The organism is Atopobium deltae (assembly GCF_001552785.1).
Lineage (GTDB): Bacteria > Actinomycetota > Coriobacteriia > Coriobacteriales > Atopobiaceae > Atopobium > Atopobium deltae.
This window is the reverse complement of sequence record NZ_KQ959491.1, coordinates 1-24,455: the sequence shown is the minus strand read 5'-3', so window position 1 is coordinate 24,455 and position 24,455 is coordinate 1. Positions and strand designations below refer to the sequence as shown.

At 50.7% G+C, this 24,455-nt stretch carries 21 protein-coding genes; 16 read left to right on the top strand and 5 right to left on the bottom strand.

Translation table 11 applies throughout. From position 1 onward, the window contains the following. Positions 1-57: 57 nt before the first annotated feature. Complete coding sequence (locus HMPREF3192_RS03160; protein ID WP_066305262.1) at positions 58-2,469, bottom strand: LTA synthase family protein; 2,412 nt, start codon at positions 2,467-2,469, stop codon at positions 58-60. Positions 2,470-2,615: 146 nt separating this feature from the next. Here HMPREF3192_RS03160 and HMPREF3192_RS03155 point away from each other — a divergent pair, with 146 nt between their 5' ends. From HMPREF3192_RS03155 to HMPREF3192_RS03145, 3 genes are all read left to right on the top strand, one after another. Further along, positions 2,616-3,734, top strand: a complete 1,119-nt coding sequence (locus HMPREF3192_RS03155) for a nucleoid-associated protein (RefSeq protein ID WP_066305261.1) — start codon at positions 2,616-2,618, stop codon at positions 3,732-3,734. Between the two features lie 83 nt (positions 3,735-3,817). Then, on the top strand, positions 3,818-5,134 hold the full coding sequence (locus HMPREF3192_RS03150; protein ID WP_082715604.1) for a peptidase U32 family protein: 1,317 nt from the start codon (positions 3,818-3,820) through the stop codon (positions 5,132-5,134). 84 nt (positions 5,135-5,218) lie between these two features. Beyond that, entirely contained in the window at positions 5,219-5,809 is a 591-nt protein-coding gene (locus HMPREF3192_RS03145) for a DJ-1 family glyoxalase III (RefSeq protein ID WP_066305254.1), read from the top strand. Between the two features lie 38 nt (positions 5,810-5,847). Here HMPREF3192_RS03145 and HMPREF3192_RS03140 read toward each other — a convergent pair whose 3' ends face one another. Both HMPREF3192_RS03140 and HMPREF3192_RS03135 read right to left on the bottom strand, forming a co-directional pair. Next, positions 5,848-6,156, bottom strand: a complete 309-nt coding sequence (locus tag HMPREF3192_RS03140; RefSeq protein WP_066305253.1) for a hypothetical protein — start codon at positions 6,154-6,156, stop codon at positions 5,848-5,850. Positions 6,157-6,310: 154 nt separating this feature from the next. Further along, positions 6,311-9,736 (bottom strand): ABC transporter ATP-binding protein/permease, encoded by a 3,426-nt coding sequence (locus tag HMPREF3192_RS03135; protein WP_066305252.1) that lies wholly within the window; start codon positions 9,734-9,736, stop codon positions 6,311-6,313. A 445-nt stretch (positions 9,737-10,181) separates the two neighbouring features. On the opposite strand from HMPREF3192_RS03135, the gene HMPREF3192_RS03130 reads away from it, so the two are divergent. Then, positions 10,182-10,826, top strand: a complete 645-nt coding sequence (locus tag HMPREF3192_RS03130) for an AzlC family ABC transporter permease (RefSeq protein ID WP_082715607.1) — start codon at positions 10,182-10,184, stop codon at positions 10,824-10,826. Beyond that, positions 10,823-11,167 (top strand): AzlD domain-containing protein, encoded by a 345-nt coding sequence (locus HMPREF3192_RS03125; protein ID WP_066305251.1) that lies wholly within the window; start codon positions 10,823-10,825, stop codon positions 11,165-11,167. Before HMPREF3192_RS03130 ends, HMPREF3192_RS03125 begins: the two co-directional genes overlap by 4 nt. Positions 11,168-11,250: 83 nt before the next feature. Here the strand turns inward: HMPREF3192_RS03125 and HMPREF3192_RS03120 are convergent, their stop codons facing one another. Further along, entirely contained in the window at positions 11,251-12,228 is a 978-nt protein-coding gene (locus HMPREF3192_RS03120) for a diacylglycerol/lipid kinase family protein (protein WP_066305249.1), read from the bottom strand. 162 nt (positions 12,229-12,390) lie between these two features. Here HMPREF3192_RS03120 and rnd point away from each other — a divergent pair, with 162 nt between their 5' ends. The 6 genes from rnd (at position 12,391) to HMPREF3192_RS03090 (ending at position 18,009) form a co-directional block, all read left to right on the top strand. Further along, on the top strand, positions 12,391-13,605 hold the full coding sequence (rnd, locus tag HMPREF3192_RS03115; RefSeq protein ID WP_066305247.1) for a ribonuclease D: 1,215 nt from the start codon (positions 12,391-12,393) through the stop codon (positions 13,603-13,605). Between the two features lie 162 nt (positions 13,606-13,767). Continuing rightward, positions 13,768-14,475: a zinc metallopeptidase gene (locus tag HMPREF3192_RS03110; protein WP_066305246.1), complete on the top strand. Its 708-nt coding sequence runs from the start codon at positions 13,768-13,770 to the stop codon at positions 14,473-14,475. Positions 14,476-14,549: 74 nt separating this feature from the next. Further along, entirely contained in the window at positions 14,550-15,971 is a 1,422-nt protein-coding gene (gene xseA / locus HMPREF3192_RS03105; protein ID WP_066305244.1) for an exodeoxyribonuclease VII large subunit, read from the top strand. A gap of 75 nt (positions 15,972-16,046) precedes the next feature. Further along, complete coding sequence (xseB, locus tag HMPREF3192_RS03100; protein ID WP_066305242.1) at positions 16,047-16,313, top strand: exodeoxyribonuclease VII small subunit; 267 nt, start codon at positions 16,047-16,049, stop codon at positions 16,311-16,313. An 11-nt stretch (positions 16,314-16,324) separates the two neighbouring features. Further along, the gene (locus HMPREF3192_RS03095) at positions 16,325-16,663 is read left to right on the top strand and encodes an HIT domain-containing protein (protein WP_066305240.1); all 339 of its coding nucleotides are present in this window, start codon (positions 16,325-16,327) and stop codon (positions 16,661-16,663) included. Between the two features lie 167 nt (positions 16,664-16,830). Then, the gene (locus HMPREF3192_RS03090; protein WP_066305238.1) at positions 16,831-18,009 is read left to right on the top strand and encodes an acetate/propionate family kinase; all 1,179 of its coding nucleotides are present in this window, start codon (positions 16,831-16,833) and stop codon (positions 18,007-18,009) included. Between the two features lie 133 nt (positions 18,010-18,142). Here HMPREF3192_RS03090 and HMPREF3192_RS03085 read toward each other — a convergent pair whose 3' ends face one another. Beyond that, complete coding sequence (locus HMPREF3192_RS03085) at positions 18,143-18,706, bottom strand: N-acetyltransferase (RefSeq protein ID WP_066305236.1); 564 nt, start codon at positions 18,704-18,706, stop codon at positions 18,143-18,145. Between the two features lie 466 nt (positions 18,707-19,172). Here HMPREF3192_RS03085 and HMPREF3192_RS03080 point away from each other — a divergent pair, with 466 nt between their 5' ends. The 5 genes from HMPREF3192_RS03080 (at position 19,173) to HMPREF3192_RS03060 (ending at position 24,204) form a co-directional block, all read left to right on the top strand. Further along, the gene (locus HMPREF3192_RS03080) at positions 19,173-20,528 is read left to right on the top strand and encodes an SPFH domain-containing protein (RefSeq protein ID WP_066305234.1); all 1,356 of its coding nucleotides are present in this window, start codon (positions 19,173-19,175) and stop codon (positions 20,526-20,528) included. A 55-nt stretch (positions 20,529-20,583) separates the two neighbouring features. Then, complete coding sequence (locus HMPREF3192_RS03075) at positions 20,584-21,258, top strand: hypothetical protein (protein WP_066305233.1); 675 nt, start codon at positions 20,584-20,586, stop codon at positions 21,256-21,258. A gap of 62 nt (positions 21,259-21,320) precedes the next feature. Further along, the gene (locus HMPREF3192_RS03070) at positions 21,321-22,139 is read left to right on the top strand and encodes a hypothetical protein (RefSeq protein ID WP_066305231.1); all 819 of its coding nucleotides are present in this window, start codon (positions 21,321-21,323) and stop codon (positions 22,137-22,139) included. A gap of 56 nt (positions 22,140-22,195) precedes the next feature. Beyond that, complete coding sequence (locus HMPREF3192_RS03065) at positions 22,196-23,851, top strand: hypothetical protein (RefSeq protein ID WP_066305229.1); 1,656 nt, start codon at positions 22,196-22,198, stop codon at positions 23,849-23,851. 71 nt (positions 23,852-23,922) lie between these two features. Beyond that, positions 23,923-24,204: a hypothetical protein gene (locus tag HMPREF3192_RS03060; protein ID WP_066305227.1), complete on the top strand. Its 282-nt coding sequence runs from the start codon at positions 23,923-23,925 to the stop codon at positions 24,202-24,204. The last annotated feature ends 251 nt before the right edge of the window (positions 24,205-24,455 follow it).

The window sequence follows — 24,455 nt, the reverse complement described above, 5'->3', positions numbered from 1 at the left end:
GGTAGCACCAATACGATCAGATCCCTAATATGCCCAGCAATTACAGACGCCCAGCAATTACAGCTTTCGAGCAAAGTTGTAATAACTCATTTTTGCAAGATCATTTTGCAAGCTTGCTGTTGGCGCGTTCTTATCGGTTGGTAAATACCATGTACCGTCTTTATCCATGACCGTAAAGCTTGTGACAATTGGCAACTCTTGATTGATGGCGAGTTGTGCCTTTTGGTAATCGGTTAAGGGGGCACCAATGGTATGAAGCGTATAGCTACTCAAATTTGATGCCGACGCATGAAGCTTAGGATTGTTCTGTGCTGCACCAGAAACCTTGTAATTTGCCCAAATGATATAGGTGGTTTGGTATAAGCGAGCTAGGTGAGTTGCTTCATCTTCATCTTTAAACCAAGCATCGTTGTAATAGGTGGGGAACGATGGCTGATGGTCACCAAAAAAGACTACAACCACAGGACGCTTCAACTGCTTGACCTTCTCGATAAACCACTGAAATTCCTCTTCAGTTCTCTTGATGGAGCCGAGGTATTCGTTGAGCTCATTGGTGATTTTTTCACCGCCAAAATCGGGTTGGTAGCCAGGGCGATAGTCGTCGCCAACGCGCTTATCGTCATAGCCGCTATGGTTGGCAACGGTGACGTCGAGAATAAATTGTGGCTTGTCACTTTTTTCGAGAACATCGAGCACTTTTTGATAGCTCGCCTGATCGGAAATCCAGCCGCGCCAGCGAGGAGCATCACGGTCAAAATCCGTGTCAGAAATAAATTTGTCAAAACCCAGGTCGGGATAGGCATTATTGCGATTCCAGTTTTGCGCACCAAAAGGATGCATGGCCGTTGTCTGATAGCCAAGCTTTTTAAACTCGCGAGCCAGCGAGGGGGAGTTTTTAAGATTATAAATGGAGTATGCAATGCCAGGACCCGTAAACAAGCATGATTGATTCGTTAGGTATTCGAACTCAGAATTGGCAGTACCTCCGCCCAAAATTGACATTGATAATGTTCCTGACAATAGCGCATCAGAAAGCCCATTCTTGATATATTCGGGTCCCTTGTAACCGACGTGCATGCCATCGTAGATCGAAAGGTCACTATAGGTTTCATTCATGATTGCCACGACAGCGGGCTTGAGCTGGTTAAACTGCTCAGCTGCCTGCGCGCGCTGAGGCGTGGCTCCAAGGGTTGTATCGTACTTGTTCGCGTAGTGCTTAATAAGCTCTTCGGCCTTTTCGTCAGAGTAATCTTTGGGAACGGGGAGCTTGAGGTCCTGCCACTCCGAAATGAAGCTCACCAGCGTGCCCTGTACGCGGTAGGTTTCCCACGGTGACCAGTAGTTATTGATAGCACCAAAGTCTCGATAATTAAGCACGAAGCAAACCACATAAATGAGAAATGCACCGATGAGAAATGCTCCCATATTTTTGGCAGCTGTTGGTGCGCTTTGTAGGTGAGCACGAAGTTTTGCAAACGCTGCCTTGAGCGGGCAGCGTTTTGTGGGGCACGTACGAGCAGTGCTTACGAAATGTGCACCATGTTTCACCTGATCTACTGTTTGTTTAAGCGCAAGGTTCGGCATAGGACGTAGCCACGAACAGAAGCCACAGACAAGCATAAAGTAGCAGGCGGCCCACAACGCGTCAGGAGTCAAATAATAGTTAAAGTTATTTGCTACCGACGCTGCCGTACCCAGAGCGAAAAAGTCAGAGGGGATAATGACGGTATATTTGAATCGCAGCAGGTAGTAGCAGCCGATGCCAAAATCAAAGAAGACAAGCGCAAGAAGGGCAATAAGCCCGCCGCGACGCTGCGCCAAAAAATACAGCGTTGTGATAAATAATAAAATCAGTGCAAGGTTGGAAATGAAAAACAGAGGATCCATCGATTCAAGAATTTTGGAGTATTGCGCAAACTCGAGACTCATAAAGAGTAAAAACGATATAAGTAAAAACAACCCTGTGGTTGCCAGCTTTTGCAGTGCACATGGGGTTTTAAGTTTTGCACGTAGCCTTGCAAGCAGAGAAGGTCGCGTGGCGTGTGCAGTGGCCTGGGTGACTTTGCTGGTCTTCTTGCTAGCGTCACCTGCGGCTTCGTCGGGCTTCTCGCCAGCAGAAGCGCTGCTATTCGTCGTTGCTGCAATTTCTGCGGCACGCTTTTGCAAAAATGCTACGAAGCTGCCGTGCACGAAGTCGCGCATCAAGATCATAAGGCCTACCGAGAAAACCGTTACCACAAAGAACAGAATCGCCAGGCGATCGCAGGTAAACAGGTCCAAGTAAATGGCTACGGCCGTGGCAATATTCATGCCCACCACAGGTACAAGCCACGCAACAGTTCCCAGTCCGACAGGGTATTTTGCCGTCTTACGTTGCTTGTATAGATAGATAAACAGCGCAATAAGCACCATGCTTAAGACAAGTGGAACAATGAGCCAACGCGCCCTGAGCGGAAGATGTTCGTCCATGCAGCACTCCAAAATATACACATACGTAAAGTCATGATTTTGAGTATAGTTATTCTGCTACGTATTCAAAAAATTACCAAGCTTCATTTATCTTACGCTAAGCCACGCATGAATGCGAATGTAAAGATGAGCCTTAAGGAGGCACTGTGCTGCGTATTAACCACGCTGTACTGCATGGATTCGAACTGGAAATTGGACAGTGTGATCTTTCGCAGCGCGAAATGGATCTGTCGGTCAAGCAAACCAAGTCGTACGTCACCAAAAGTGTGCGTCATATTTTGAACAATGCCTCCTCGAATCATGGAAGCTTTTTGGAAGGGTCAGCTTTTTGCGAGGAGCTGGGCGCTTACTTTGCTGGAACGCAATCGTTTTTAGACATCAGCTGTTATGTTGCTGACGTTTTGTACGATGCACTGCGCAAAAGCGAGGATCTGGATTCGTGTGATTTGCTTGTGGTCGATTTTATCGATACAGCGCCCAAGCGCTCATCTGTTGGTTCGCAGGAAGCTGGCGGCGCTGGAGCTGGTGATAGCGCTGGCCCATCCATCGATGCCGCCCCTGATGCCGATGTAGATTACGACGATCCTGGCGCTCGCGGTTTAGCGCTGTTGCTTCTTCCGCGTAAACGTGCCTTTGTGCATGATGTGCGCTGTGAGGCTGGTCAGGCCTATAACGACATCGTGCGTCACGATTCGACCCTGCCCAACCCTTCTCAAAAAATCGATACCTACGTGGTGATCATGGCTGATGACATGAGTATTGATTTTCATGATGTGTCGCGCACTGTTATGGGTAAAAAAACAAACATCGTGCCTGATCTGCTCTTATCCTGCACGCGCATGGCGTCGCACAAAGAGGTTGTCGACAGTGTGACGCGCCTTGCCGAAGAGGTGGCGCAGGACTTTGGTATGTCGAGTGCCTTGGCCGCTGCAAAAGCCAAATCGTATGTCATCGATGTGGCAAGCGGGGCGGACAGCCTTGCGCCAGAACGCTTGGGCGATGCGGTGTTTGCTGATGAGAACCCCGAGGCGGCTGCAAAATATCGCCAGGAGCTTGCGCAGCAAGATTTACCATGCAAGGTGAGCGTCGGTAAAAGTGCTGCTAAACGTTTGGCGAAGTCGCATCGCATTCGTACGGACACGGGCATTGAGATTAGTTTTCCCTCGTCGTATGCTGCATCGTCTGATTTCATTTCGTTTGAGCGTGGCGAGAATGGCAAAATTGTGATTGCTATTAAAAACGTGAACAGCATCGAGAACCGCTAAGACCCGCAAGCCGCAAGACCCGAGAACAGCTAAAGAATCAAAACCATTAGAGCATAAAAACCACTAGAGAAGTGCTACCTGTCATGACGTCGTCCTTATCATCATTACGATTACTTGCCCCCGCGGGCGGTCCCGAACAGCTCCAGATGGCGCTGCACTTTGGTGCCGATGAGGTGTTTTTAGCAGGTAAACACTGGGGCATGCGCGCGCGGAGCAAGAACTTTGATCGCGAGCAGCTGGCCTGTGCCGTCAAGCAGGCGCATGCACAGCATGCAACGGTGCATCTCACGCTTAATACCATTCTGCGCGATAGCGACATAGATGAGATGCCCGAGTACCTTGATTTTATCAACCAGATCGGCATTGATGCTGTTATTGTGGCTGATTTAGGCGCGATGGCGCTTGTGCGTCGCTATGCACCAAACGTGGAAATGCATATCTCGACGCAGACCTCCGTCATGAATGCGCTTGCAGCCGAGGAATATATGCGTTTAGGTGCGCGCCGCCTGGTGCTTGCACGAGAAATGACCTTGGACGAGATCGCCCAGCTTAAAAAGCGCATCAGTCCAGAGTTGGAGCTCGAGGTATTTGCCCATGGTTCGATGTGTATGGCTATGTCGGGAAGGTGCTTTTTATCAAGCGAGCTTGTGGGTCGAGAGCGTGGCGCTAATGCGGGCGCCTGCACGCAGCCGTGTCGCTGGGGCTGGGCGCTGATCGAAGAATCTAAACCAGATACGCGTCGCATGAGCTTGGAGCAGGACGATCGCTGGAGCTACATTTTGTCCTCAAACGACCTTTGCATGCTCGAGCATCTGGATGACATTGCGGCGGCGGGGGTTACGGCCATCAAACTTGAGGGACGCGCAAAGGGAGCCTATTACACGGCGTGCGTGACCAATGCCTATCGCCACGTCTTGGATGGCGAAAGTGCCGCTTCCTGGATAGGCGAGCTCGATGCAGTCAGCCACCGGCCCTATTCTACAGGTTTTTTCTATGGCAACCCCACGCAAAACCCTGGCAACATCGACTATGTGCGTGATCGTCTGATGGTCGCGACCGTGATCTCGTGCAGCGATGCGCCCGCTGAGAAGCCCGCCGCGCTCGAGGATCCCACCACGGCATTTGCAGAGAAGCCCAACGAGCCTTGCAGCGTCACGCCTGGCAACCAGCCCCTCTACGAGGTGCTCATCCACTGCCGCAATAAACTCGAGTTGCCCGCACAAATCCAGATCTTATCGCCAGGCCAACACGTCCGAGAATGCGAACTGGATCAGGTGTACGAATGGAATGGCTACGACGCGTTTACCCCGCAAACTTGCATGTCGCGTGCCATGGGAACATATAGGATTTTCTTGCCCTATCGTATGGATGAGCACGATATTATCTGTCTGAAGCAGTAAGCTAAAACTTCGCAATAGCAGTAAGCCATCATTGCGCAATCAATTTAAACAAGCACATAAACCATAACGTGAAGGGAGCAGTATATGCAAACACAAACCAAACAAGCATCTGACAGGCGAGTCGCGGTATTCTTCGCTGACGGAACAGAAGAAGTCGAAGCCCTTGCCGTTGTTGATATTTTGTTCCGCGCGGGCATCGCATGCGACATGGTCTCGATTACTCCGGAGCTGCAAATCACTTCGTCGCACAACATCGGCATCGTCTGCAATCGCAGCATTCTGGATGACGATTTTGATTTTGAGGCCTATGACATGCTGGTTTTACCTGGTGGCGTCGTGGGAACGCAAAATCTCGAGGCCTGTGAAGCGTTGGGTAAAGCACTTCGTGCTCATGCCGAGAAAGGCAAGGATCTTGCCGCTATCTGCGCTGCCCCATCCCTCTTTGCAAAGCTTGGCCTGCTGAAGGGCGTCCACGCCACATCAAATCCTGGCTTCCAAGATGTGCTCGTCGAGCATGGGGCAATTCTTGAGCAGGAGCGTGTGGTACATGATGGCAACATCATCACAAGCCAGGGTATGGCCTGTGCTGTTGGGTTTGCACTTGAGCTTGTCAGAACCTATGCGAGCGAAGACGTTGTCGATAAGGTCAAAGCGGGTATCGTAGAGCTTTCGTAAGCCCAGTCTCGTCTTGCGCGTGAAGCGCCTGCCCAAGCTTAGGCATCTAAGAACTTAACAATCGCAAATGTGGTTTCGGTATCGGGCGTTGCTGTAGAGGCGGCGCCCGTATTGTTAGAGGCAGCACCTGCATTGACCCCACGAACTAAACGCACACTGGCAGCAACGTCCTCAACGTATACGGGCGGTACGATCGTGTCGCCGAGTACGGCCGCATGCACGTATTGTACGCAGATGCGTTTGAGCTGCTGCAACGGCAGTGGTGGCGTGAGCTTTGACGATGATTTAGCACTTTTGTCAGTCTTCTTGTCAGTCGCTGCTTGATCCGCGGCGCATACGGAGCCCATTCTTCTTCGGGAGCCACGATGGGACGCTGCTTGATACGATCAAACATGAACCACAAAGCATCGGCGCGTGCATAGAGCTCACCCGTATCAATCTCATTGGTTTCGCTGTAACGAACACGAGAAGCAAAAAAGCACATACAAAAGCGCTACATTTCTATTCACTGCGCAGGGCTTCGACGGGGTCAGCCTTGGCGGCCTTCCTAGCGGGAAGAATACCTGCAATAACGGTCAGTACAATAGAAATTATGATGAGCAGCACCGCCGAAAGGGGAGCAAGCTGCATGATATTTTCGATACCGTTAATATGCTTCACAACCGCATTGATGGGTACCGAGACCGCGCCGACAAACAAAATAGCAAAGAGTCCGGAGATAAGACCTTCGATAAAGGTTTCGGCATTAAAGACATTGGCAACGTTGGCGCGCGAAGCACCCATGGCACGCAAAATACCAATCTCTTTGCGGCGTTCTAGTACCGAAATGTAGGTAATAATGCCAATCATGATCGAGCTGACAACCAGTGAAATGCTGACAAAGGCAATCAGGACGAGTGAAATCATGTTCACGATGTTGGTCACCGAGTTCAGGAGGGTTCCCGTAAAGTCGCTGTAGGTGATGACCTGCTTTTCTTTACCTTCCTTCTTGAGTTTCTCGTTATAGGCATCAATCTCGTTCATGATCTGCTTTTTTGCATCAAAGTCCTTGGGATACAGGTCGATCTTCGAGGGTTGCGATAAGTCGCCATAGCCAAGTTTGACGAGGTTGGACTCATAATCGTACTGCTTGCCACCCGCCAAGTTCGAGAACAAATCACCCAGCTCTTCTTGCGTCATATTAAAGTGAATGGCGTTTGCAAAAGCCTTTTGGTCAAACGAGAAGGCCTTGGACAAGTCGGGCATGCCGCCCATGGCTCCCAGCGCATCGGGACTTGGCATCGCTTGCCGCATGGCACTCGTCAGATTTTTAGTCAGTGTTTCCTGCAAACCCTTTTGTACCACGCTCATCTGCGCCTGGATCGACGCACCAATTTGCTGCATCAGGTTTTTGGCAGCTACCTCCGCCAAGGTCTTCAGCTGATTTTGCAAATAGGGGGCAAACTGCTGCGTGAAATACGTTTGCATAAAGCTTTCGATCTTCGTTTTGAGCGTTGTGCCCGCCTGCGAAGCCAGGTGCGAGAGCTGCGTCTGTACGGCAGGTGTTTGCAGGTACGCCTGCAAATCTTGTGTGAGATCGGTTGTCTCGGTCAGCGACTCACCAGGATGCTGCGCAAACCACCAGGGCACAAAGCCACGGGCAATCTGGAAAACGACCTGTCCCATTTGCTCTTGCTGCGCCTGTCCTAGCTCGCTCGAAAGTTGCGAGAAGTCTGGTTTCGGTGCCGTTTGCATAAGCGTGGCGATAAGATCGGCGGGGAACACCTTTTTGAGCTCTTCGGGATCATAGGTGATCTTGCTTGGATCAAAACTGCTGGTCAGGTCAAGTCCATCAAACAGGTTCGAAAAATCGACCTTTGGCTTGAACTTCTCGGCATTACCCGCAAGTCCTGCCAACTTTGAGGTATCAAACGAAAATGCCTTGGCCATCGCGGCCTGATCAATCGAGAAGAGCTTGCTCAAATCAAAATCCTTGTGCTTGCTTGAGTTGAGCTCATCGAAGCTCTTTTTGGTAAAGACATCAATATCGGGTTGTGCGAGCTGCTGTTTGACGATCTCGGTTTGCGAAGTGTTCTGCATCAGCTTTTGCGTGAGCGCGGGCGTGTAACCAATGCCCTGTGCAATGGCGGCTGCTGCATTGGAAGTACGCGGACGAATGACGCCGACTACGCGCACCTCGATGCCATTTTCGATAGCTTTGCGCATGTAGGCAGTGTCTTTTGACATGTCCGACCAAGTCTTGGTCGCCTCGTTAAACTGATACAGATTGGGCTGCTCAACGACCTTGTAGCGGAGCTTCAAGGCGTCTTCGTAGGTGAAGTTAATATTTTTGACGGGCTCGATCTCGGCTGCATTGCGCTTCGAGAGGTTGTCGATCAACTTGCGGAAAATCGCAGGATCAAGCACGCCGATGCTGTACAGCGTGTAGTCAGAAATCTGACCGTTTTTGTCGAGGGTGAGCACCGCTTCGTTGTACGCTTTTGGCCAGCGTCCCGTCACGACCTTGTACTGGGCATCCAGCAATTTTTGGTTACTTAGCAGCTCGTAAAAGCTGTCGGTCGAGGTGTTGCTTCCCGAAGAATAGGTGGCGGTCATGTTTTGCAGGGGGTTGCTCGATTCGGAGCTGCCTAGCAGGTTACCTAAGGGCAGCGTGCTAGCGTTCTTCTCGGGCTGATAAAACTTCGGCTTGGCACCGTAGTGGTACTGGATAACGTGGGTGTAGTCCTTGATTTTTGAGTCCTTTGACTCAAGGTAGGTTTTGAAGCTTGCGAGGTCATTCTTTTTGACCGTATCGAACATGGACGAAACATCCGAGGTAATACCCACCTGATCACTGCGGACATCCTTCTGCTTGTCCTCATCGTTGGTGCGTGTCATGGTGGTGAGCAGCTTACCAAAGTCAGCCGCGCGGTCGGTAATGCTGACAGGGTAGGAGGCCATGGCATCCGACTGCATGCGCTCAATGTAGGCATTGACTCCGTTCGAGAGGGCAAGAATTGCTGCAATGCCGATAATGCCGATGGAGCCTGCGAAGGCTGTTAGAATCGTGCGACCCTTTTTCGTAAACAAGTTGTGTGCCGACAGTTCCAGCGCCGTCAAAAACGACATCGATGCCTTGCGCGATTTTTTAAAGCCGCCACGCGTGTTTGCCGCGGATGCCTTGATAACAGCGGTGGCGTCATTGCCTGCGTTTGTGTTGGTAGGTTCCGCTCCCGCCGCAGCAGCCGCATCGCCCAAGCGCTCCTTTGCACTGACTGGCTGCGTGTCGTCAATAATGCAGCCGTCCTGCAAACTTACGATACGCGTAGCATAGTTGTCTGCAAGCTCGGGGTTGTGTGTGACCATAATAACCAAGCGATCGTGCGAAATTTCGCGAAGCAGATCCATGATCTGCAGGCCTGTTTTTACATCCAAAGCACCTGTGGGCTCGTCGGCAAGCACAATGTCGGGGTCGTTGACCAACGCACGAGCAATAGCAACACGCTGCATTTGTCCACCCGAAAGCTGATTGGGCTTCTTGTGAATGTGCTCGCCAAGACCAACCCTAGCAAGTGCCTCGCTGGCACGCTTTTTCTTCTCGGCCTTGGGCACGCCCGAAAGCGTCAATGCCAGTTCAACGTTCGAAAGAATTGTCTGGTGGGGAATGAGGTTGTAGCTCTGAAATACGAAGCCGACGTGATGGTTGCGGTAGGTGTCCCAATCCTTGTGATTGTAGGTTTTGGTCGAGACACCGTTGATCAAAAGCTCGCCATCATCCGCGCGGTCAAGGCCACCAACAATGTTGAGCATCGTCGTTTTGCCACTTCCCGAGGGACCCAGCACGGCAACAAATTCGTTGTCTCTGAAGGTTACTGAAATATCGTTGAGTACTTTTTGTACAAACGAACCAGTTTTATATGATTTTTGAATGCCGATAAGCTCAATCATGGTTGCTCATTTCTCGTACACAAGTGCAGGTAGTATCTCTAGTTTACTACATCGAGCGCCCCGTACGGAGCTGTGCGTTTGCGCGTCTGCTCACGTGTGTTTTTTGCGTGCCTTCGCGTGTACAAACACACAAACATAAACTTACAACATATGTACCACTGACTGGGGATATGTAACAGAGCTTATGCATCAGCACACAGAAAACGTCTAAATACTATATTTTTCTTTTACGCTGCGCTTTTGCGCGGACCCGCAACACCAAATACGTTGTATCCTTAGCGAGGATGAAGAAGGGTATGAAGAACAAAACCAGTGAGGAACGCACGTTGTGGAAGTAACACATCAAACTGCCGAGAATACCGACGAGGACGTCCGCGAGACGGCTAGCATCCATCGTCTGACGCCAGACCGCCTAAAGAGCATTTTTATGTTGGCGTTGCCCGTCATGCTCGGCTACGTCTCCATAGGTATTCCTTGTGGGATTCTTTCGAATTCAACAGGATTTACGCCTTGGATGGTGGGTATTTTTTCCCTCATTTTTTATTCGGGCACAGGTCAATTTATGGCAGCAAACATGCTCCTTGCGGGTGGAAGCATTTTGTCCATCATCATGAGCGTGTCGTTTATCAACACGCGACAACTGTTATATTCAACGGCGCTTTCTCCCTATGTCACCAACACGGGCAAGCCTCTGACCATGTTATTTGCAGCGACCGTTACCGACGAAAGCTTTGGTCTTAACCTCGACCGTCTTGCACAGGATGACGACTGGGATATTGCATCGGCCACCATACTCAATCTTTGCTGCTTGAGCGCGTGGGCCTCGTCGGCATTTTTGGGGAGCTTGCTGGGAAGTCTCATAAGCATTCCGTTGGCTGTGGCAAGTTTTGCAATGACCTCCATTTTTATTTGTCTTCTCTGCACACAACGCATGAATAAACAGGCCTACCTCGTGATCGCAACCTCGGCGGCCAGCGTGTTTGCCTGTAAATGTCTTGGCCTCAGTGGCGTTGCCATTTTGGTCGGCGCGACCATTGGCGTGATCGCTGGGCTTGTCTACGAAGAAAAAAACGAAATGAGTGTTTCATGAGCTTGAGTTTGTCGACCATTGATTTTTTGATTATTTTTGGCTGCTGTACGGTCACCATTTTGCTTTTTCGCATTGCGCCCATGCTCATGCTCAAGGGTAAGGTGCTGCCGCATCGGGTAAAGGACGCTGTGTCGCTCATTCCTCTTGCGGCCTTCGCAGCGCTGCTCGCGAATGATTTGCTGAGTCCTCACATGTTCGAGAAAGGCATAGTGCAGGGCCTTGTACCGTTGATTGCTGCTGCGGCGGTGATTGTTGTAGCGCGCATTACGCGTTCGCTTGTGTGGTGCGTGGTGGTAGGTCTTGCTGGCTTTACCCTGTTAACCATGGTGTTTCCAGGGTAGCGATTGAGCAGCAATCGGGGTGGCGACCTGGGTGGCGACCAGTCGGTCTTCTCGTCAGCGTAATGCTCCCGAAGATCATCCGTTTACTCAGCGGGATAAGGCAGGATCACCGCTCCAGGCAAATTCGTCGCTGCTTTTTGTGCCTGTGACGCATAAAAACTCGTGGCATCAACAATCAAATCATTTACTTTTGGCAAGACTCGCGCGTGATACCAGCGCGCCTCACAGGCGCTTGGGTCTCCATCAGTCTGTAGAGGAAGCATTTTTGTGGATGTGACTTCAATGTCCTTGCCACGGAAGGTTTCTATCATGGGGCGACCAAGATTTTTGCCAGTCTTATCGAACAGCGAGGTAATGACCGAGGGCAAAAGCTCATAGGTGCGGTTGACGCGCAAGACCATGATATCAAGCAGGCCATCAGTCATGGTGTTATTGGGGATGAGCTTGATGTCTCCCTGGATCATAGCGTTATTGGCAACGATGCACGAGATGCCCGTGCGTTTGTAAGTTTTGCCATCGACGGTAATCGTGAAGTGCGACACCTTGGGAGTCAAAGTGCTGATGGCGGCTGCGAAGTATGCAGCTTCGCCGAGCGCGGCTTTGTTTTGGGCTGCAAGCTGCATAAACTCGCCATCGTAGCCAAGGCCACTCATGAGGCAAAAACCCTTGGTATGCACGCTGCCGTGTGCATCTTTCCAGCAAATCTCGCCCAGGTCACTTTTAATAACAAGACCATTGCGGCAGGCATTGGCAATGGCGGCAGGGTCGGCGGCATTGCCCAAGTTTAGGAACAACAAGTTTGACGTGCCCGAGGGGAAAATGCAGGTAGGAATAGCAAATTTCTTCAGGTAATACAAAAACGTGGCCATCGTGCCATCGCCGCCCGACAATACCACAAGGTCAAAATCAGCAACGTTATGGCAGGCTGCCTCGGGATTGAAGTTGTCCTTCAGGACTCGTACCACCGCCTCGTCGCCCTGCTGCAGCAACGAGCGCTGAAATTCGTAGATGGCATCCGAGCCAAAACCCGAGAGGGGATTGTGAATGATAAGCGCACGCACGATTTTCTCCTCAGATGTTGCGTCATTTCTATTACCGTAGAGAGCGTACTGATTGTGGCACCGCACAGCCATAGTGCCGTACGAGCCATGGCGTAGTACACGCCGCCTCGGTATCATACTAACGGTAGCATAACGGTAGCACCACACAAGCGAAAGGGGCTCATGTATATTTCAGCCTTCTCAGAATTAGAAGCATTTATTGCACAGGTCCGTGCCGAGAAGTTCGTGGCAGTCGATACCGAGTTTGTGCGTGACAATACCTTTTATCCCAAGCTGTGCCTTGTGCAGCTGGCCACCCCAAGCGCCAATGCCCTTATCGACCCCATATTGATAGAAAATTTAAGCCCCTTAGCTGAGCTTTTAAAAGATGAGTCAATCGTCAAAATATTTCATGCGTGCTCTCAGGATTTGGAAGTGCTGGAGTATGCAACAGGTGTGGTCGCCCATCCGATTTTTGATACGCAGATTGCTGCCGGTTTTTTGGGGCACCCGCATCAGCTGGGACTGGCGCCGCTTGTGCAGTTGTACGAAGGTGTGCGCCTGCCAAAAACGGTGACATTGACCGATTGGGCGGCCCGCCCGCTGGATTCAGAGCAGCTACGCTATGCCGCCGATGATGTGACGTATTTGCCGCACATCTATCAGACCATGATGCAGCAGCTTATCGAGAAGGACCGTCTGGGTTGGGTCATGCCCGAGATGGAGTCATATTGTGACGCCTCGCGTTGGAATATTGCTCCCGAAGAGGCCTACAAGCGCTTAAAGCGTTCCAACTCCTTTACACGTAGACAGCTGGCTATTGCCCGCGAAGTGTGTGCCTGGCGCGAGGGCGTTGCACAAAAAGAAAATCGTCCGCGCCGCTGGGTCTTATCGGACGAGACGACCATTGAGCTGTGTCGGCTTGCTCCTACTACCGAGCATGATGTTCGTCGTGTTCGTGGTACGGAGCATCTAAGCTTCGCAGAGCGCTTAGCGATCCTTAAGGCGCTGGAGGCAGGTCGCAACTGTCCTGCTGCTTGGACGCCTCAGACCGCTGAACGTCATCAGCACAATCCTGCATTCGAAAGCGTGCTCGATTTGGCGTATGCGCTTTTACGCATCATTGCCGATAAGTCTGGCGTGGCTATATCACTCATCGCATCCCGCGATGACCTGCGTAACTTTGCCGAGGCGCTGTATCAAAAGGACGCTGCTGCCGAGAAGACCGCGAGCTCGACGGGTGCTGCCGCAAAACGCACATCATCACGCAAGAAAACAACACCCCCGTCGCGCTTATCGGAAGGATGGCGCTACGAACTTGCAGGTAAAACGCTTGAATCGCTCTTCCGCGGGCAGACGGCTCTGACCGTTAAAAATGGACGTCTCGAGATTTTTTAGTGAGCTATAGCGAGGTTAGATGATCTTCTCGGTCACGTTGTGCGCTTGATGTGCTTCTCGACGTGCTTTGCTCGCCCGCAGCGCTTGCGAGTAGCTTTTGGGTATAACAAACATACGTACACATAAGCAGATAATAAGCAGATAAAGTAAGGATGCAAATCTATGAACGGCCTTTTTTATGGAAGTTTTTACGGTGGCGGTCTTTGGTACTGGGCGCTGATAATTGTCTCGATGGTGCTGGGCTTATCGGCGCAGTTGTATATCAGTAAAACTTATAAGCGTTGGAGCGCGGTTGATGCAAAGACGCCGCATACAGGTGCGCAGATCGCTCAGCGTATGTTGGATTCGCAGGGTGTATATGGTGTCGATATTCAGGGCATCGCAGGTGAGCTTACCGATAACTATGATCCGCGGACACGCGTACTCAATCTGTCGGAGCATAATTTGCGCGGCGGTTCGGTGGCGTCGATTGCGGTGGCTTGTCACGAGGCGGGTCACGCGATTCAGCACGCCAAGAGTTATCTGCCGTTGAAGCTTCGTAGTGCACTTGTTCCTACTGTGCAATTTGTTTCGTCTGCCTGGGTATTTATTCTGATGGCGGGTTTGTTTATGGGCATCGCAGGTCTGGTGAACCTTGCCATCATGCTCTATGTGGCCATTGTGGTGTTTCAGGTTGTGACCCTTCCTGTTGAATTTAATGCTTCACGTCGTGCGTACAACTACATTCGCTCGTCTTCGTCTGGTTTAAGTCCGCTGGTAGCAAAGGGTGCGCGCAAGGTACTGATTGCCGCCGCTTTGACTTATGTGGCTGCTGCACTTATTTCTGTCTTAGAGTTGTTGTATCTTTTAAAAAGTCGTTCTGACGACTGATGCTGGCACCTAGTGCCAGCGCCTGCCCGCAAGCGCTTGCACATGCCCGCGTACGTAAGAGATAAGGAAGATGCATGCAAGAGAATTACCAAACCGTTGCATGGGATGCCGAAGAGAAGCCCTTATCGGTATCCGACGCGATCAAGCTTATCAATGCGGCTGCAAAAACGATTCCTGCCTTTACGGTGGTAGGAGAGGTCTCGGGTTTTAGAGGGCCCAACAGCAGGAGTGGCCACTGCTATTTTCAAATTAAAGATGAAACTGCCGCGATGGAGGTCATTGTTTGGAAGAGCCTTTATCAAGCAAGTGGTGTGCAGCTTGCTGATGGTCTCAAAATTCAAATGACGGGCACCTTTGATATTTATCCCGCTTCAGGAAAATTAAGTTTCAAGGCCAAGAGTTTATCGATAGCAGGCGAGGGCTTGCTGCGCCAGCAGGTTGCAGCTCTGGCCAAAAAGCTCGAAAACGAAGGCCTGATGGATCCCGCTAAAAAGCGCCATATTCCTGCGTTTTGTACCCGCGTTGCAGTCGTGACTTCTTTGTCGGGTAGCGTCATTGAAGACGTGCGTCGAACCCTGCTGCGTCGTAATCCGTTGGTTTCGCTGCTCTGCGCAGGTTGCTCAGTGCAGGGCACAACCGCTGCCGCTACTATTATGCGCGCGCTTGATATTGCTGCTACTGCCCAGCCCGATTGCATTTTGCTCGTGCGAGGCGGTGGATCGTACGAGGATCTTATGTGCTTTAACGACGAGGCGCTCGCCCGCGCGGTGGCGGCCTGTCCTGTGCCTGTGGTAACGGGTATCGGCCACGAGCCCGACGTCACGATTTGCGATATGGTCGCCGATAGGCGTACCTCAACGCCCACTGCTGCTGCCGAAAGCGTTGCCCCCGCGATCAGCGAAATTGTTGTTGCGGTCAACAACCGTCAAGAGCGTCTGGGCCGCGTGATGGGAACGTTGGTGCGCCAGCACAAAACAGAGCTCGAAACAGCCAGCTCTCGCACGCGTCTCGCATTGCAAAACCGCCTAGCTGTCGAGAAGAGCCGTCTTGAGGCTTTGGCGCAGCGCCGCTGCCTTACAGACCCCACTGCTATTCTGGACGATTACACCTCCGCGCTGCTGCAAACTGAGCAGCGCCTCGTTGACAGCCTTCCTCGCTTTGTGGAGCGCTACAAGACACAGGCGCAAACCCTTTCGCATCGTCTGCATATTTGCGGTTCCAAGATGTTGCACCCCTACGTGATGCGCATCGACAAAAATGCGGCATCCCTCGAGGCCTTGTCGCCGTTTGCCGTGCTTTCGCGTGGGTATGCGATCGTGCGCAATGCAGGAGGGCACGTGATAAAAAAGACAAGCGACGTTACCCCAGGCGATGTTGTGAACATTACGCTGCGTGACGGCTCGCTGCAGACGCGGGTCACTTCTGCCGAGCAAGCCGATAAAGCCGATAAGACTGCTTCTGCCGAGAAGATCGACCGCTCGGCAAGCAAACGTTAAGGACTGAAATCAAATACCAACTAAGGCAAACGCCAACACCAACTAAGGCAAACCATCAAGAACAGGAGATCAACCATGGAAAGCACCCCGCAAACACCCATTGAAGAGTTAAGCTTTAAGCAGGCAAATATCGAGCTTGAGCACATTGTGCGCGCATTGGAAAGTGGCGACCTTGAGCTTGAAGAAGCGCTCGATAGGTACAGTCGTGGCGTCAAGCTTTTAGCCGATCTTCACAAGCGCCTGGAAAATGCTGAGCAACAGGTGCAGGTATTACTTGATCAGGATCAGGCGAGCGTACCTGATACCACCGCCGCACCTTCCACTGCGTTTATCAACGAATAGAAGGGCTAAACATGGACGATTGTATTTTTTGCAAACTTGCCCAAGGCGCCATCCCTACCGATATGGTGTATCAAAACGAGCAGGCTGCAGCCTTTAAGGACGCACATCCGCTTGCACCCGTGCATGTCTTGGTGGTTCCCAAGACGCATCATGAAAACATCTTAGATGGTGTTGACGGACAGCTTCTTGCAGGCATGCTTGATTGTGTTGAGCATGTAGTCGACACCTGCGGTGTTCGTGAATCAGGTTTTCGTATTGTAGCCAACACGGGTGATGATGCTGGGCAGACCGTGCATCACTTGCATTGGCACATTCTTGGCGGTCATCGCTTGTCTGATACGCTTGCATAAGTGCATATATGACGTATAGTATATTAGTTTACGTGTAGCGCACGTCTGCGCATCACCGAAGGTGCGTGCACCATACGCTGCTGCAATACACACGGCGCTTCGCCGCGTATTCGCATCCGGCCGGCACTGCGCCGCGCAGAGGCTGAAATGGACAAAAAGGAGTCTTAATGAACGTTCTTGTTATCAATGCTGGCAGTTCATCTTTAAAATATCAGTTGCTGGACACCACTACGCATGAGGTGAAGGCAAAGGGTAATTGCGAGCGCATTGGTATTAACGACTCTTTTATCGGTCATGAAGAGCGCGGTCAAAAGTCCAAGATGGACGTGGAGCTTCCCAATCACCGCGTTGCCGTCCAGTACGTCTTTGAGATTCTTAAAGGTGCTGGCTTTGACATCAACAGCATCGAAGGCATCGGTCACCGCGTGGTACAGGGCGGTTGGTACTTCTCCAAGTCGGAGGTCGTCACCGATGACACTCTGCAAAAAGTGCGCGAGGTTGCGCCCTTAGCGCCCCTGCACAATTACGCCGAGGCCGACGTTATCGAGATCTGCCGCGATTTGTTCCCCTCCATCGGTAACGTGATTGTTCCCGACACTGCTTTCCACTTCAACATGCCCGAGAAGGCCAGCCGTTACGCTTTGCCGCGTGACGTGGTCGACAAGTACCATATTCGTAAGTACGGTGCACATGGCACTTCTCACCGCTATATTTGGTATCTCACGCACAAACTCATGGGCGAGAAGACCCACAAACTCATAAGCTGCCACATTGGCTCAGGCGCCTCGCTGTGCGCCATTCAGGATGGTAAATCCATGGACACTACCATGGGCTTGACCCCGCTCGATGGTCTGATTATGGGTACGCGTACGGGCACGATCGACCCTGCGACGGTCTTTTATCTGTATCGCGTTGGTGGCTACAGTATCGACGAGATCGACACCATGATGAACAAGCAGTCGGGTCTGCGCGCGCTGTCGGACATCTCGAGCGACTCGCGCGACATTGAGCAAGCAGCTTCCGAGGGTAACGAGCATTGCCAGATGACGCTCAAGATGTTTTATTACCGCATCGCGCAGCTCATTGCCGAGATGGCACAGTCGATGCACGGCTTTGACACCATCGTCTTTACCGCTGGCATTGGCGAGAATTCTGAGCTGACGCGTGCAGAGGTTGCCAAAGAGCTCGCCTGGCTTGGTATTAAAATTGATGTCGAGAAGAACAAGGTTCGCTCGGATGAGCCACGCATTATTTCGACGGATGACTCTGCAGCTACCGTGCTTGTGGTGCCCACCAACGAAGAGCTCATGATTGCAATGGATGTTGAGGATCTTCTTGGCAAGTAGTTCGGCGGTTAATTTTGCTTCATGCGGCGCGTACGTTGACAGGTAAGTCGACGTACGCGCCATTGAATACCATATATATATATATGACACATCTTCTGCGTGAGCATGTATTGTATTGTTGTGAACGGTGGTGTTACGCCGACAAGTCAAACTTACCAAGCCACTGATATGCGATGCGTGGGGTGCCATCTTCTACCCACACGGTGCCACACTCCTGGTAGCCAAGATTTGTAAGCAGCGTACGCATGGCAGTGTTAACCTCATGGGTGTCAACTCGAACGCTCATGTTGCAGCTCATAGCGCACTGCGCAAGAATTTTGCCAATGCCGTGGCGTGCAACTCGCACCGCAAGGCGATGTATGGTTGCATAGGGAACGGTGTCATCCAGCCAATTACCGCTGATGTTTGCATAATTATCCTGCGGGGTAAAGTACAGTGCCATATAGCCGACGACCGTGTTGTGTTTATCGAGACATACCACCCCGCGTCCGCCTGCGACATCTTCTGCGATGTCCTCATGGGCGGGGTAGACACTTGTCCATTGGTTAAAGTTGTTGTAGCGACGCATGATCTTGCGCGCCGCCTCGATGGTTTGCATGATTTGAGGAATATGATGTGGCTGTGCTTGCGCAAGGGTTAAACCATGGGGAAGCGGTCGCATCTCACTGAATTGAGATACCAAAGCTGCGATATCCATGAAGACAGTCACCTCTCTTGTTCATATATGTGTCGCCGATTGTCTGGGCCCAAGCTTCGATTTAGTCTCTGACGTGGCTCAAGACAGCTGTAGCAAAACAACTTCCATTAAAAAGTTGTTCAATTTTAAAGGTTTGTTCCCGTTTTTAATAGAGGCGTTTGGATAAAGCCGAGAAGACCACGCTGGCCTTCTCGCCAAACGGTATATTTTGCGTTCCAAATGGTATGAACAGGCATTTTTAAGCCTTAGCTGTGCACAACTCATGCACAACTTATGTGCAATTTTAAGTAACTGTGTGCTGTACAAATTTTTAACGCTAGTGACCAATAGATGTAAATTGCTTCTTTCGGTCACTTCGGGGTCACTATATAAGATAAATTGATGATTCAGCCTTTTAGCAACAAGTTGTGTCTGCAGTGTATGCTATATTTTTCCTGAGATACCACAGAGGCAAAAGGAGGAAATCATGGGCCTCTTTAGCAGTACCAACCCTAAGGAACAAAAGCACACAGGGGTTGTAGGATCTTTTTCCGTTGATCTTATCAAATGGGAACCAGAAGACGACGTTGCGGCTTCTATGATTGCCCATAAGTTTGAATACGAGGATTTTCCAACTGGCTCATACCTTATTGTCGGTCCCAGCCAAATTGCTATCTTTACCAACAACATGTCAACGGGCACCTCGCTTGACGAAAGTGCTGGTCAGACCCAGGTATCCATTTTTGTGGGGCCCTGCAAAATAAAGCTCGAAACGGGCGACGCGCGTTTTGCTCCCTTTAGGAATCTGGCGCACAAGTTCACGAGTGGCGAATCTGCATTTCACTCGACGGTATACTTCATTAATACCACCTATATGAATGAGCTTAAATGGGGGACACAACAGCCAATTCTTTTACAGGATCCCGAGGAAGAAGTCAACGTGCATGTTCGCGCCAATGGTTTGTTTGGTGTGCATCTTGAGCAGGTAGACACCAGCATCGCCGCAACTTGGGCACGCATCTTTTTGCAAAAGGTGGTTGGCACACGGGCGAACTTCTCGCGAGCCGAATTTGTGAGCTTCATGCGCGCAAAAATTCTTGAGTACGTTCCCAATTTGCTTGCCGCCGAGATGATCGATAAGCGCATTGGCATTCTTCGAATTTCGACGCATTTGTCCGAGTTTTCGGACGCGGTATTTGAGCAGCTCAAACCCTATTTTGAGGAATTTGGTTTGGTACTGGACAACTTCTCGTTCCACTCCATCAATGTGCCCGAAGAGGACCTGGCTGCCATCAACGAGATGAAAATCCAGCGCAAGCGCGATCAGCTCAGTGCGGAAGGCGCTGCCAAAAAGATGGACATTGAGTCTGCAGCACGTGCGCGCATGCGCGAGCGCGAAGGCTATACCTATCAGCAGGAACAGGGCTTCAACGTCATGCAGTCGGCCGCGCAAAACGAGGGAATGTCGTCGACGTTTATGGGTGCAGGCATGGGCCTAGGCATGGGTGCTATGGTTGGTACTGGCATGGGAAGCGCCATAGGCAGTATTGCCGAGAATACCTTGCAAAGTATCGACATGGCCACGCCTGGTGCCGTTCGTGCTTCGAGTTGCCCTACCTGTCAGGCACCCGTGGAGCCAGCTGCTAAGTTTTGCATGAGCTGCGGCGCAAAGCTCGCACAAGAAAAGCCAAAAGCCACCTGCCCTAACTGTTCACATGAAGTGTCTGTGGGTGCCAAGTTTTGTTCCAACTGCGGATCAAGCCTTGCTACGACTTGTGCCAACTGCGGGCATGCGTTAGAGCCCGCCGCGAAGTTCTGCATGGAATGCGGACAGACGTGCTAAGGCCGCCGAGTCCGCGTCGCTGCCGTGCTAAAACAATGACGTTTGGGAGAATACCATGAAGAATACCGACCTAAAGTCTCTTATCGTTCCCGTGCTGCTGGTTGTGGTGTGGGGCGCCGCAATGTTTATTTTTAAGACAGATCAAATAACGGATGAACTGTTCCTTACAACCTGCGTTGCTGGTGCGATAGCAGCGCTTGTAAGCACTGTCTACTTGCTTGGCTTTTTTGATGGGATGCTCAAAACAGATGAGATCCAGTACGCCTCACTTGTTTACACTGACGTGTATTTGGTGCTAGTGCTTGCCATCAATTTTATTGTAAGCCAAACAAACTATAAGCTCAGCTATACCATCTTTATTAACCTTATCTGCCTGTGCATCTATGCGGGACTCATTATGTTTTCTCACAACTATGCAACAAGCACCGATGCTAAGGTCAGCATGGTCGAGGGTAGTGTTCAGACGCATCGAGCGCTTTCTCAAAAGATGGGGGAGGTGCTTGCTTCTGCGACCGACCTCGATGTCAAAAAGCGCCTTCTTGAACTCAAGCAGTTCCTCGATTACAGCAATGCCTCGTCGAATCAGTCAAAACTTGTCATCGAAAATGAACTATATGACCAGCTCAACGAGCTTCAAACGCTTCTTGCCGAGAAGACCGATGCCTCGCGTATCATCGAGCAGGTCGACAAGCTTATGACCAACGTAAAAACACGCAATGCCATACGGTAGTACGTGGAGAAGATGTACGTAAAAGATGTATGTAAAAGATGCATGTGTAGGGAAGACGCACAATGGAACTAAATGACCTTAGCTGTACTGGATGCGGAAGCCATGATGTCGACTTTCTTGCTGCGGAGCGCAAAATCATATGCAATCAGTGCGGCAAACAAGCCTACTATTCGCGTGCCACGATCGGCAAGAACAAAAATGTCATCCTTGCTAAAGATAATGCCATCACCTTTTTTATCAATGGTGACTTGGACTCGGCGCGCCACTACGCGCTTGACGTGCTCAATGTGTTTATCGACAATGCGCCCGCGCTGTATATCGTGAGCTATTATGATGAGGTCAAAAATGCGAGAAACTCGAGCGTACAAAACTTCTTTGCCTCGCTTATTGAGCGCGACGCAGACCCGCTTGAGTACGACGAGATCCGCGAGTTACAATCATTGATCCTTGCGAGCGCACCCACGCTTATCGACTACGAAAAGCAAATCATTTATATTTCCACTTCCAACATGCAGGCGGAGGAGGATGCCCGCGAGCTCGCAGCATTTATCGATGCGCTGTGCCCCTACTTTATTCAGCGCAGAAGCTCGATCGATTTTCTCGACGAACAGATGGCTTCCTACTATCAAGAGCTTGCAGCGCATTTAGATATTCCAAAAACCTGTTTGGCGCTCATCAAGGCAATACGGCAAAATCCAGGGTCGCCCTACAAGCACGACACGTTTTCGCTGCGGGCAAAAACTACGTATTTTTACGAGCACTTTGTGCTGGTCATCGGTTCTATTGTCAGAGGCATGAAGAATTCGCCTTACAAGACAAAGCTTTGTTTGGCATATGAGCAAGAACTGCAGAAGTTTAAGCAGCAGATGAGCAAGAGCTAAGCAGCATGTGGAGAAGAACAAGCGTTAAAGAAGCGAAGCGTTAAAAGGAGTACGCCATGGCAAAAGCGGCTGTTAATTTTATTGATATCAAACCACTGGTAAGAGACGTAAGCGAACTGAAGCAGGAAATGCATCAGGTTCACAATAAAGTGGATACCATCTCGGACGATTTGAGCGTCGCCAAGGATGATTTGGCGCAGCTCAACCGCCAGTTTCAGGAGTTCATGAAAGACCGCATTCGTGCAGAGGCGCTTTCGCAGGCCACCACGGAGCTCGTTCGCGTTCGTCAAGAAATCGAGAAGGAATTTGGTGAGTACGGGCAGGTCCGCAAAACCATGCTCGGTGTCCTGCAGGCAACCGATTTGGCGCTGGTCAAAAAGACGACGATCTCGAACGTTTCGGAAGAGCTTATGATCTCGACGCCCAAGTACTGGCTTGCGCCCTGTCTCATTGCTGTAGCCGCATGGATTAACAATGATCGTGATCTGGCGGACCGTGCTATCCGAGAAGCTCTGCGTCGTGATGAGGAACGTACCGCGCTTACGATGGCCCTTATCTGCCGCAGAAATATGAGGACCGATACCTGCTACGAGTGGCTCAACATTTACTTCTCGCATATTAACGCTGGAAACTTTACCGCAGGATGCTATACCTTTATTGATGCTTATATCAATGGCGTTTTTGGACCCGATACCAAGCACCTTTGCAGCGATTATGTCGATAAGTGGCTCGGGCAAATTAAAACGGGTGGCCCTGGTTTTGAAGAAGCGCAAACCGAGTGCTGGAAGGACTTTTGTGTTGCACGCACTAGCTCTCATGACAAGGTCTACAGGAACCTACAGGCGCACGTTGACAACTTTGACGCTATCAAAAACTACACTGATCGCGTGTATTCTTCCTACGATTTGGTGCAGGAATTTAAAGATATAGAGGACGCGACAGTTGACCTTGAGCAGATAAAACAAGACGTCGATGACAACCTCGTTGAGGTTATTAACAATTATGCTGTCGAAGAGGTGCGCCTACGCGATGAGGAGTATTGCTTCGCGAAGGTTAAAGAGAGCAACGGAAACATTCGCTATCCCGAGGTAAAGAAGGCGCTTTTGGCCGAGCGAGCACGCACGCAAAACGAAAAACTGAGCCTCGCTGAGCAAATGGTCAAGTCGATTCTTAACAAGGATGAGGCCTCGCTTTCCGAGAAAAAGACCGCCATCTCGTTTTTGAAGCCGTACATTAACCACGGATACACGAAGTACCTGGAAGAGACCAAGCCTGCATTTCCCGAAAGCATCCAGCTTACGCTCAATGACTACATGGTTACCATTTACAAGGATTCAGACGCAGACGAGCTCAAGAGTGCTTACAAACAGTACTTGCATGAGACAAAGGCACAAGAAGTTGAGAATCGTAAGCAGACAAAGGGCAAAACGAACATGTACATTACGATTGTCTGTGGCGTCTTAGCGCTTGCAAGCATCGTGCTCCAGCCCATCTTTACTCCGCTGCTGTTGGGACTCACGGCGTTCTTCGGTTATAAGTTCTATCAAACGTATGTGAATCCTACCATATTCCTCAACAAGATGGATGAAAAGTACGGTCAACTCGAAGCCGCTGGATGTGATGTCATTGACGCCTGCGTCGCTGAATGGAACACGATTAACGAGAAGGTCAGCGAGTTCGAAACACAGGGCCAGAAGTACTTGGCATCCTAAGGCTTCGGTCGAGGGCTTGGGTTGAGGATGGATTGAGAGTCTGAATCGAAAGTCTGGATCGAGAATCCGCTATGAACAATACTGCAACAATTTCCACCGCGAAGGACGGCGATACTATGACGAGTACCATGAATGCCCATATAGATGACTCAATGGGAATGCGTGACGGATCATTTAATGCCATGGGTAACGACAATGGCCTGGGCGACACCGACTATCTAAGTGAGCTCGATGCGCTTTTAGGTGGCGATACAAACGAAATTGCCCAAAGCGAGAAGGTCGTCCTCAAGCAAAATCTTGAAGGCTTTGCCAGCTGTTTTCCTGACTGGGACTTGCGTCCACCTGTGAGATAAGATTTTGCTGCTGTCCGTGCCGCACGTCACCAATGCTGCTCGGCATTATGCTGCGCCATGTTGCGCGTGGATATAGATGTTCAAATGGCCGTTCTCAGTGTCGTTCTATTGACACTGAGAACATAGGTTTATCGTAATGTTGAGCAGCGCGCGATTTGAATGTATGAGGTGTTTTGAGTGACAAACTGTCTTTCAACGGAATTTACAACAGCCTTTTACCGAATACCAGATACGTTTGAGGAATTATAAAA